Origin of the sequence: Halomonas sp. MMSF_3323 (assembly GCF_030733595.1) — a bacterium.
GTDB lineage: Bacteria > Pseudomonadota > Gammaproteobacteria > Pseudomonadales > Halomonadaceae > Halomonas > Halomonas litopenaei.
On record NZ_JASHIT010000009.1, the window covers coordinates 105143 to 115763 of the forward strand.

The window sequence follows — 10621 nt, forward strand, 5'->3', positions numbered from 1 at the left end:
CCTGATACGCGAACAACGAATAAACGAGAGGACGCCCATGTCCCAGCCAACGACACACGCCAAGCCCGAGACGCCCGTGACCGGATGGCGTCGCCATCTGGAGCCCGCCCGGGAGCGCATGCCGGGGGTGCTGATCTGCATCACCATTGCCCTGGCCACCACCATTATCGCCGATCACTACGGTGGCCCGACCCTGCTCTACGCACTGCTGTTCGGCATGACCCTGCACTTTCTCAGCGAGCAGGGCCCTTGCCTGGTGGGGGTGGAGTTTGCCGCCCGCACCATCCTCAGGCTGGGTGTTGCCCTGCTGGGTGTACGCATCACCCTGGAGCAGGTGGCGGAACTCGGGATCGGCCCGGTGGTGACGGTGGTCGCCGGGGTGGTGCTGACCATTCTGGCGGGAAGCGTGCTGGCGCGACTGCTGGGGCTGAAAAATGACCTGGGGCTGCTGACCGGCGGGTCGGTGGCGATCTGCGGCGCCTCGGCGGCGCTGGCACTGTCTGCGGCGATGCCGCGCAACGAGATCGCCGAGCGCAATACCATCCTGACCGTGGTCGGGGTGACGACGCTGTCCACCGCCGCCATGGTGCTCTACCCGCTGCTGGTCGGCGCGCTGGAACTGACCGACACCCAGGCCGGCATCTTTCTTGGTGGCACCATCCATGACGTTGCCCAGGTGGTCGGTGCCGGCTACATGATTTCCGACGAGACCGGCGACATCTCTACCTTCGTCAAGCTGTTGCGGGTCGCCATGCTGGTGCCGGCGGTGATGGTGTTCATGCTGCTGTTTCGCCGCGCCCGTGGCGGTGAAGGCGGCAAGGTGCCGATGTTCCCGAGCTTCCTGGTGGCCTTCGTGGCGCTGGTGCTGATCAACAGTCTTGGCGTGATCCCCCAGGTGATGGTCGAGGGCATGACCGACCTGTCGCGCTGGTGCCTGGTCACCGCCATCGCCGCACTCGGTATCAAGACCTCCTTCCAGAAGCTCGCCGTGGTCGGCTGGAAGCCCGTCATCCTGATGGTCGCCGAGACCGTCTTCCTGCTTGGGCTGGTGCTGGTGTGCCTGTATACCGGCATCGCCGAGTGGTAGCGAGCGGTCCCGGGCGAGTTAGAAAGCAACGCAAAGCCCACACAAACACCGAGGCCCCGGTTCTCCGGGGCCTCGGCGTTTCTCACGGTCTGTGGCGCTGTTCTGGTCGTTACTGACCGGCCTGGATCGCGGTCAGCGCAATCGTATAGACGATGTCCTCGACCAGGGCGCCCCGGGACAGGTCGTTGACCGGCTTGTTGAGGCCCTGAAGCATGGGGCCGATGCTGACTACCCGAGCGCTGCGCTGGACCGCCTTGTAGGTGGTGTTGCCGGTATTCAGATCCGGGAACACGAACACCGTGGCGCGGCCGGCCACCGGTGACTCCGGTGCCTTCTGCCGGGCCACGCTGGCGATGGCCGCAGCGTCATACTGCAGCGGGCCATCGATGGCCAGGTGCGGGGCCCGTTCCCTGGCGATGCGGGTGGCCTCGCGGACCTTGTCGACGTCGGCGCCGCTGCCGGACTCGCCGGTGGAGTAGCTGATCATGGCGACCCGCGGCTCGATGCCGAAGGCCTCGGCGCTGGTGGCGCTCTGCAGGGCGATCTCGGCCAGCGCCTCGGCGTCGGGGTCGGGGTTGACCGCGCAGTCACCGTAGACCACCACCTGGTCGGGCAGCAGCATGAAGAACACCGACGACACCTGGCCGTAGCCGGGGGCGGTCTTGATCAGCTGAAAGGCCGGGCGCACGGTGTTGGCGGTGGTGTGCACGGCGCCGGAGACCAGGCCATCCACCTCGCCTTCGGCGAGCATCATGGTACCCAGCACCACGCAGTCATGAAGCTGGGCCTCGGCGGTCAGTGGGGTCAGCTTGCCACGTCGGCGCTCGACCATGGGCGCGATAAAGCGGCCACGCTCGGCGTCCGGGTCGAGGATCTGCAGATCGTCGGGCAGCTCCAGACCTCGCGCCTTGGCCACCTCCAGGATGGCGCGACGCTTGCCCAGCAGCACGCAGTTGGCGATACCGCGACGCTGGCACAGGATGGCCGCTTCCAGGGTGCGCGGCTCGTCGCCTTCGGGCAGCACGATACGCCGACGCTTGTGCTGGGCCATGCTGACCAGTTGATGGCGGAAGGCTGCCGGTGACAGGCGGCGCTGGGCGTCGTCGTGAATTAGTGCCAGCAGCCAGTCACGATCCAGGTGATCGGCGACGAAGGCGCAGATGGCCTCGGCGCGCTCGTGATCATCGACCGGAATGCTGCCGGACATCTCGGTGAGCCGGGCCACGGTGGCGTAGCTGTCGGTGTCCACCGAGAGGACCGGTAGCCCCGAGGCCAGCGCCGGGCGACAGACGTCGATCAGCTGCTGGCTGGGTGACTCGCCGTGGGTCAGCAAGAGACCTGCCAGGGGCACGCCGTTCATGGTGGCCAGCGCCGCCGCCAGCAGGGTGTCGTCGCGGTCCCCGGGGGACACGATCAGCTCGCCGGGACGCAGGGCGTAGAGCAGGTGCTCGGCGCTGCGGGCCCCCAGCGTCGAGTGAGCGACGCGGCGGCGATCGGCTTCGCCGTGGTGCAGGATCCTGGCATCGAGGGCGCGGGCCACGTCTACCACTCGCGGTGCGGTCAGGGAGGCCCGGTAGGGCACCGCCGCGACCACCGGCAGGGTCAGATCGGCGCCGCTGGCGAGCTGCTGCTGCCAGTGCTGGCGATGGGCGCGGGCCTCGACCTCGCTGACCGAGGCCAGGGTCTGGTCGATGGCAGAGCCGTCGCCGTCCCCCGGCAGTCGCATCAGCATGGCACCCAGAGTACGGACCGAACCCACCGCGTCGATGCTCTGGCGATGGAACTGCAACTGCTTGGCCAGCTCCTGGGGATCGGCGATCTGGCCATCGGCGACCAGTACCACCTGGGCGTCGAGGGCACTGGCCAGGCGCACGTTGAGGTCGAAGGCGTAGGCGTTTCGCGGCAGTGGGCGAACGCCCTCCACCACGATCAGCGCCGGTGCCTTGCCGGTGGCAGGGCGGGCGACGCGGGCGTGGCGCTCCACGGCGAGTTCCAGCAGACCATCGCGATCGTCGCGGCCGAGATACTGCTCCAGTGTCTGGCGCGAGATCGGACGCGGCGAACCTATGCCCAGGGTACTGGCCACCAGCGAGCGGGCGCGTTCGTCGTTGTCACTTGCCTGCTCGCCACCTTCGGACTGGCTGAAGGGCTGCAGAAAACCCGCGTCCAGCCCCAGCGTATCCAGCGCACGAAGCAGGCCGAGGCCGGCGGAGGTGAGGGCGACGCCGTCGTCGATGGGGATCAGCAGCAGCGTGCGGGACTGGGTGCTCACAGAACCTCCTCGAGCTTTGGCGTGGACGTCAGGCTCACGATCAATTCCCGGGTCTGGCTGGCGATATAGCCTTCCTCGTCGGTGGGGATGACGCGGATCTCCGGCGCCGAGCTGGCGCCTCGGTCGTGGATCTGGCCTTCCTCGCCACGCCCGAGGCTCTCGTTGGCGTCAGCGTCCAGGCGCACACCGAGGGCCTCCAGGTGGCCCAGCGTCCGGGCGCGCACCAGGGCAGAGTTTTCGCCGATGCCGCCGGTGAAGGCGATGCCGTCGATCCGGGGCAGGGCACAGGCCAGGCCCGCCAGGGACTTGGCCAGGCGGTAGCAGAAGACTTCGATGGCCAGGCTCGCGCCGGCGTGACCTTCACTGGCGGCCTGTTCGAGCTCACGCATGTCGTTGGTCAGCTCGGACAGCCCCAGCAGTCCGCTCTTCTGGTTGAGCAACTGATCGACGCCCTCCAGCGACATGCCCAGCTGCCGCGCCAGGTGCAGGTGCAGGCCGGGGTCGACGTCACCGCTGCGGGTGCCCATCACCAGGCCTTCCAGCGGGGTCATGCCCATGCTGGTGTCCAGGCTTCTGCCGGCCCACACCCCGGTGGCGGAGCAGCCATTGCCCAGGTGGGCAATCAGCCAGCCGCCTTCACCACGGGCGCTGACTTCTGCCAGGCGGCCGGTCACGTAGGCATGGCTCGAGCCGTGGAAGCCGTAGCGACGGATGCCGTGTCGGCTGTAGAGCTCTTCGGGGATGGCGTAGCGGTAGGCGTGGGGCGGCAGGGTCTGGTGGAAGGCGGTATCGAACACCGCCACCTGAGGCAGATCCTCGAACAGCCGGCGCGTGGCGACGATACCGTCGAGGTTGGCCGGATTGTGCAAGGGAGCCAGGCTGATGGTCTGGCGAATGGTGCGCACCACGGCGTCGTCGAGCAGGGTAGCGGCGGTGAAGCGCTCGCCGCCGTGTACCACCCGGTGGCCGATACCGATGGGCCGGTGGACGCCAAGGTGCTCAAGAATCGTCTTGAGCGCCAGGGCGTGGGTCGCACGGGGAAGCGAGACCTCGCGGGCGCTGCCGTGTTCGTCCGTCAGCTTGAGGCGAGCCTCGTGGCTGCCCAGGCGCTCGGCGATACCGGACAGTCGGGGAGCGTCGGGGGCCTGATCGATCAGCGCGAACTTGATCGAAGAGGAGCCGCAGTTGATCACCAGAATCGGGGCTTTCATGCCATCTCCAGAAAAGACGCCTTGGTGAGGCGAGAATGCGTGGGATGGCGGCGAATCTAGCACCGCCCCGGGGCGCGAATAATTGGCCTGGGGAGGTAGTCGAACGGCTTTGCTGGTGGATCCGACGAAGCCGTGATGAGCGTCAAGTGCATGAATCTTCGGATTAGACTTTTGTCTAACTTTGTGCGGCAGAACTGGAACCGGGCGTACAAGACTTGCATCCCCGAGCAGTCGAACGCTGCCCGGGGATGCGCCGGGGAATGGCTTGTCTCAGACCTCCTTGTTCAAACCTCCTTGTACAGCTCAGCGCCTTGTTCACGGAAGACCCGGGCGCGCTCCTCCATGCCGGCCATGACGGCGTCGCCGTCACCCTCCAGGCCGTTGTCGCGGGCGTAGTCGCGGACCTCCTGGCTGATCTTCATGGAACAGAACTTGGGGCCGCACATGGAGCAGAAGTGGGCCACCTTGGCGGAGTCCTTGGGCAGCGTCTCGTCGTGATAGGCGCGGGCGGTGTCAGGGTCGAGGCCCAGGTTGAACTGGTCCTCCCAGCGGAACTCGAAACGCGCCTTGGACAGGGCGTTGTCGCGGCGCTGGGCGCCGGGATGCCCCTTGGCCAGGTCGGCGGCGTGGGCGGCAATCTTGTAGGTGATGATGCCGGTCTTGACGTCGTCCTTGTCGGGCAGGCCCAGGTGTTCCTTGGGGGTGACGTAGCACAGCATGGCGCAGCCGTACCAGCCGATCATCGCCGCTCCGATGCCCGAGGTGATGTGGTCGTAGCCCGGGGCGATATCGGTCACCAGTGGCCCAAGGGTATAGAAGGGCGCCTCGTCGCAGTACTCGAGCTGCTTGTCCATGTTCTCCTTGACCAGGTGCATGGGCACGTGGCCGGGGCCTTCGATCATCACCTGGACGTCGTGCTTCCAGGCGATATGGGTCAGCTCACCCAGGGTCTTGAGCTCCGCCATCTGGGCCTCGTCGTTGGCGTCGGCCACCGAGCCCGGACGCAGGCCATCGCCCAGCGAGAAGGCCACGTCGTACTGCTTGCAGATCTCGCAGATTTCCTCGAAGTGGGTGTAGAGGAAGCTTTCCTGGTGATGGTAAAGGCACCACTTGGCCATGATCGAGCCACCGCGGGAGACGATGCCGGTGACCCGGTTGGCGGTCAGCGGCACGTAGCGCAGCAGCACGCCTGCGTGGATGGTGAAGTAGTCCACGCCCTGTTCGGCCTGCTCGATCAGGGTGTCGCGGAACACCTCCCAGGTGAGGTCCTCGGCCACGCCCTTGACCTTCTCCAGCGCCTGATAGAGCGGCACCGTGCCGATCGGTACCGGCGAGTTGCGGATGATCCACTCGCGGGTTTCGTGGATGTTCTGGCCAGTGGACAGATCCATGATGGTATCGGCGCCCCAGCGGATGCCCCAGGTCATCTTCTCGACCTCTTGCTCGATGGAGGAGGTCACCGCCGAGTTGCCCAGATTGCCATTGATCTTCACCAGGAAGTTGCGCCCGATGATCATCGGCTCGGCTTCCGGGTGGTTGATGTTGGCGGGGATGATGGCGCGCCCGGCGGCGACTTCCTGGCGCACGAACTCTGGGGTGATCTCCTCGGGAAGACGGGCGCCGAAGCCCTGCCCGGGATGCTGGTGGTCAAGGATGCGCTCGACCTCATCGCTGCCTCGATAGCCATCGGCCAGGGCCTGTCGACGCTGGTTCTCGCGGATGGCGATGAACTCCATCTCCGGGGTGATGATGCCGCGGCGGGCGTAGTGCAGCTGGGTAACATTGCCGGCGCGGCCATCGGCGCCACGACGTGCGCGGCGCGGCGTACGAGTCAGTTCGAAGCGCAGCGGAGCGAGCGTCGGGTCGTTGGCACGTCGGCGACCGTAGTCCGAGGTCGGGCCATCGAGCCATTCGGTGTCGTCGCGCTCCTCGATCCAGGGCCGGCGCAACTCGGCAAGCCCGCGACGCAGGTCGACCTCGACCTGGGGATCGGTGTAGGGGCCGGAGGTGTCGTAGACCAAGAGCGGCGGATTGGCCTCGTCGGCCCCGGAGGTGCGGGTCGCTGACAGCGAAATCTCGCGAAACGGCACCCGCAGGTCGTCGCGGGAGCCCTTTACATAGACCTTGCGCGAACCCGGCAGGGGCGTAACTGCGGCCTGGTCGACCTGGGCGGTCTCGGCCAGGAAGTGCGCGCTATGGCGGGGTTTGTTTGCGGAAACGGGTTGATCGAGCGGCATTGGCTTGTCCTTCTCACGGCACTGGGTGCTGGCGTTGTTGTGTGCATCGCGTGAGGAAGGAGGGGGCGTCGTGGCCTGGGCCGTGAGCGCTTGATCCCTACGCTGGTCCTCACCGCGATGCCATGGCATCGGGGTTACCCCCAGATCAGGTTCAACGGGTCCCATGCGCTGCATGATCTCAGCCGCCTCTGGCGGCCCCCCGTCAAGCGTGGTGCTGATTGTGTTAGTCGCTTAGATCGAGCCCCATCTGCCAGAAGTCGATCTCGAGTCGTGTCGCGTCGGCGAATATCCGTGACAGTCGCGCAAAGCGCTCGCCGGATACCTGGGCCAGCTGATCGTCGAGCCAGGCCTGCTCCTGGCGTGCGGCGGCCTGGAAGTCGTCGCTTTCGTACATGGCGATCCAGGTGTCGAAGGGATTGTCTGCACCGCGCAGGGTGTCCGAACGGGCGTTGAGCGTTCTCGCGATATCGGCGTAGCCGACCATGCAGGGGGCCAGCGCCACGTGCAGGTCCAGGAGGTCGCCGCGGCTGCCGGCGTCCAGCACGTAGCGGGTATAGGCCAGGGTAGCGCGAGCTTCGGGCAGCTCGGCGAGTTCGGCCTCGCCGATGCCCCAGTCACGGCAGAAGGCGAGATGCAGGCCGAGTTCCACATCGAGGATGGTCTTCATGCCGTCGAAGGCGCCGCGCAGCTCGTCGAGGCTGTGGCTCTTGTAGGCCGCCAGGGCGTAGGCCCGGGAGAACTGCAGCAGAAACAGATAGTCCTGCTTGAGGTAGTGACGGAAGCTGGCGTCAGCCAGTTCACCACGGCCAAGGGCGAGCACGAAGTCGTGTTCGATGTAGGCGTGCCAGTCATCGCGGCAGGCGTCGACAAGATCGGTAAAGCGGTAGCCCATGTTGCCTCCGGTTGGTGCGGATCCGGAGTGCGGCGGCTGAGGACACGGCGACGAGAAAGGAGGGAGGTGCGCGCGCAGGGGCTGTCACCACCGCCTGATTCCCTACGCCGGTTCAAGGTGTGAAGCCACACCGCACCCGGATCAGGTTCCACGGGATCGGCGCTGGCGGCCGGTGATTCGTCACCCTGGCCCTGCGCCATCTCAGCCGGATTCACCGGCACCCCGTCAAGCGAGTCTGGATCGAGTCTAGCATGACCTCGAAGGGAGTCCACCTCGGCTTGGCAAGAACCGATCCCGATCAGTAGATACGCCGCTGGGGGGAGGAGGTTTCCACGATATCGCGAGAGTGCAACTGCCCAGATATCTGGAGAAGTTTCCGCATGGTTGAGAATGCATTTTATCCGATTGAGGAAAAGTGGCGAAGTAGAGTCCTGATTGATCAATTCGACAAAGTTTCGACGATTTTGTTGTTATTTAAAGGGATATTTGCGTGGTTTTTCTTGGATGTTCTCTGGATTGTATTTGCGTGTTTTGCGGTTGCCTGATAGAGAATATGTGAGAGAATCTAGAGTGAAAAAAGTACGTTTGTTTTATCGATATTCTGACAGTCGTTGTGCGCTTGATGACTCCTTTGTGAAGAAGGGCAGAAAGTGACAGGTGTGTTGGTCCCGTCTTTATGGGAAGCATTGGTTCGCCGAGTTTTCATGGAAGCTAAAAATGCTTGCTTTGTTCTCTTTTGAACCACCCGTGGGGCAGGGAAATGGTGCATGGGAAAGGTTCTATGAAGGGCTCCGGGGCCGTTGTCAGTGCTCGTTTCTCAACACAATAGACAAATATTTCGCCTATCTTTTTTTATGCAAATATTTTAGAAAGGAAGACGAGATGCCAGTGTTGGCGTAAACACTCCTATTCGTCGTGGTAATGTGTGATTTAAGATAGACGTTATCAATTTTGTTCGTTCACGACCGATGTTATATATTATGTTTGAGGTGATTAATATGAATCCATATTCGACACTTCCAGACCGTGCCTTCTGGAAAAAAGCTGTATCAGAAAAGTCGATTTTTGACATATCCAATTTGTGGTCTCCAAAGTTCAAGATCACAAAGGATAGTAGGGTGGTTACCTTCGGTTCCTGCTTTGCGCAACATATTGGAAACGCTCTTGATAGCAGAGGGTTCAACTGGGTCTCGACAGAAACTCCACCTAGGGGGCTCTCGCAGGAAAATGCAAAAAAATACAATTACAATATATTTTCGGCAAGAACCGGGAATATATACACCACCTCATTGTTGAAGCAGTGGGTAGAGTGGGCAACAGGGATAAAAGAGCCGCCTGAGGAGATTTGGGAAAAGAACGGAAGGTTCTATGATCCCTTTCGCCCCGTGGTGGAACCAGAGGGTTTCTGTAGTAAAGAAGAGTTAATGCTCTCTCGAGAGGAGACAATAAAAGCGTTTAGGGAATGCATCTTCTCATCAGACTTCTTTGTCTTCACCTTAGGGTTGACTGAAAGCTGGTTCAATTCGGAATACGGCTACGAGTATCCGATGTGTCCCGGGACTTCAGCAGGGACCTACCTGAAAGGTATCCATGCGTTCAAGAATCAGATGTATCCCTCTGTGATGAATGATCTGCGAGATGCCATAGAAATAATGCGTCATGAGAATCCTGAGTTACGCTTTATATTGACAGTTTCCCCTGTTCCTTTGGTAGCGACAAACTCCAGGAACAACGTGATCGTCGCTACAATGGAATCCAAGTCAGTGTTGCGTGCCGTGGCTGGGCAGATTTCTAGAGGTTGTAATTATGTGGATTATTTTCCTTCGTATGAAATAATCAACAGCCCGGTTTTCAAGGGGGTGTTTTTCGAACCCAATCAACGAAGTGTTAACCCCCACGGTGTCGATTTTGTGATGAATCATTTTTTTTCTTCTCTGAGGAAAAAGTTTGGCGCTGAGATTTTCGGAAAACAAAACAAGAGGGTAGGTAGCGTAAAGAAAATGAATGATCTGGTTTGCGAAGAAGAGATCTTCGACGCCTTTGGAGGTAAGGAATGAAGAAAAATATTTGTGTGCTGGGCAATAGCCACGTTGGTGCTTTGAAAAGAGCCTGGGACCTGATGCCAGAGTGGCATCAAGAATATAATCTTGTCTTCTTTACCGCTAGAAGTAATGGCTTGGGTGGACTGTTTCTCATCGATAATAAACTGGTTCCAAAAACAGATAGATTAAAGAGGACCATCACCTATACATCGGGTGGCAAGAGTGAGATTGATATCGTTGAATATGATCTATTCTTGATTTACGGACTTCAGATGGAAGTTTTTTTTGTCGAACCTGGAAAATTTTTTTCATCAGCAGTAATAAAGCAAACCGTGCTGGATAGTGTCAAGGGTACGACGTCCTGGAAGATCATGGAAATGATCAGGAGCGTGACCAATAAAAAGATATATGTTGGACATAATCCCCTGCCTATTCGGAAGAAAGGTGATGATAGAAGTTATCCTCCGGAAAGCTACCTGTCCGGAATAAAGTTGATGAACGATGAAGTGTATGATAAATGCAATGCCGAGTTGATCGCTCAGCCTGCTGATACCATCGTCAACGGATGTTTTACGGAGCGGGAGCTCTCGAAGGGAAGTAAAAGATTGCCTGTAGGGGATGCCATGGATGAGGAAGCGCATCCAGACCATGATATCAGGCATATGAACGAAGAGTTCGGGAAAAAGTGGCTATCCTGCTTTTTAAGTAGAGATTGACAAAGGGTTTTCCTGGCGGATGTGTGTTATCCGGAGCTGGAGAACGCTCTTTGTAGAGCAAAGCGTTACCACCAGACAGCGGCAAACAGATGAATCATGGATCACGCTACTATGCTTGACGTGTAGTAGTCCGCTGGGATTCCCCCTCCGGATGATGCAAAAGG

Annotated in this window: 7 protein-coding genes and 2 riboswitches; of the genes, 3 read left to right on the forward strand and 4 right to left on the reverse strand. The window is 61.0% G+C overall.

All coding sequences use genetic code 11. The annotated features are described in order from the left end of the window. The first annotated feature begins 37 nt into the window (after positions 1-37). Positions 38-1087 carry a YeiH family protein gene (locus RBB39_RS06410; protein ID WP_306168928.1) on the forward strand — a complete coding sequence of 350 codons (1050 nt, stop codon included), beginning with the start codon at positions 38-40 and terminating at the stop codon, positions 1085-1087. Between the two features lie 109 nt (positions 1088-1196). Here RBB39_RS06410 and pta read toward each other — a convergent pair whose 3' ends face one another. The 4 genes from pta to tenA form a co-directional block, all read right to left on the reverse strand. Beyond that, on the reverse strand, positions 1197-3359 hold the full coding sequence (gene pta, locus RBB39_RS06415) for a phosphate acetyltransferase (protein ID WP_306168929.1): 2163 nt from the start codon (positions 3357-3359) through the stop codon (positions 1197-1199). After that, positions 3356-4570 carry an acetate/propionate family kinase gene (locus tag RBB39_RS06420; RefSeq protein ID WP_045991953.1) on the reverse strand — a complete coding sequence of 405 codons (1215 nt, stop codon included), beginning with the start codon at positions 4568-4570 and terminating at the stop codon, positions 3356-3358. Before RBB39_RS06420 ends, pta begins: the two co-directional genes overlap by 4 nt. Before the next feature lie 284 nt (positions 4571-4854). Next, positions 4855-6807, reverse strand: coding sequence for a phosphomethylpyrimidine synthase ThiC (thiC, locus tag RBB39_RS06425; protein ID WP_045991954.1), 1953 nt, complete (start codon positions 6805-6807; stop codon positions 4855-4857). Between the two features lie 77 nt (positions 6808-6884). Next, a riboswitch (TPP riboswitch) is annotated at positions 6885-7019 on the reverse strand. Between the two features lie 11 nt (positions 7020-7030). Then, complete coding sequence (gene tenA, locus RBB39_RS06430) at positions 7031-7699, reverse strand: thiaminase II (protein WP_045991955.1); 669 nt, start codon at positions 7697-7699, stop codon at positions 7031-7033. An 81-nt stretch (positions 7700-7780) separates the two neighbouring features. Further along, a riboswitch (TPP riboswitch) is annotated at positions 7781-7934 on the reverse strand. A 763-nt stretch (positions 7935-8697) separates the two neighbouring features. Between tenA and RBB39_RS06435 the strand changes: the two genes are divergently transcribed. Continuing rightward, complete coding sequence (locus tag RBB39_RS06435; RefSeq protein WP_124802454.1) at positions 8698-9756, forward strand: GSCFA domain-containing protein; 1059 nt, start codon at positions 8698-8700, stop codon at positions 9754-9756. Beyond that, entirely contained in the window at positions 9753-10457 is a 705-nt protein-coding gene (locus RBB39_RS06440; RefSeq protein WP_124802452.1) for a hypothetical protein, read from the forward strand. The genes RBB39_RS06435 and RBB39_RS06440 overlap by 4 nt, the downstream gene beginning before the upstream one ends. Positions 10458-10621: the final 164 nt, after the last annotated feature.

Excerpts from the sequence above, each read along its gene's own strand:
- RBB39_RS06440 (WP_124802452.1), top strand. The coding sequence starts at position 9,753 with ATGAAGAAAAATATTTGTGTGCTGGGCAATAGCCACGTTGGTGCTTTG.
- RBB39_RS06420 (WP_045991953.1), bottom strand. The coding sequence starts at position 4,570 with ATGAAAGCCCCGATTCTGGTGATCAACTGCGGCTCCTCTTCGATCAAG.
- RBB39_RS06435 (WP_124802454.1), top strand. The coding sequence starts at position 8,698 with ATGAATCCATATTCGACACTTCCAGACCGTGCCTTCTGGAAAAAAGCT.
- tenA (WP_045991955.1), bottom strand. The coding sequence starts at position 7,699 with ATGGGCTACCGCTTTACCGATCTTGTCGACGCCTGCCGCGATGACTGG.
- RBB39_RS06410 (WP_306168928.1), top strand. The coding sequence starts at position 38 with ATGTCCCAGCCAACGACACACGCCAAGCCCGAGACGCCCGTGACCGGA.
- thiC (WP_045991954.1), bottom strand. The coding sequence starts at position 6,807 with ATGCCGCTCGATCAACCCGTTTCCGCAAACAAACCCCGCCATAGCGCG.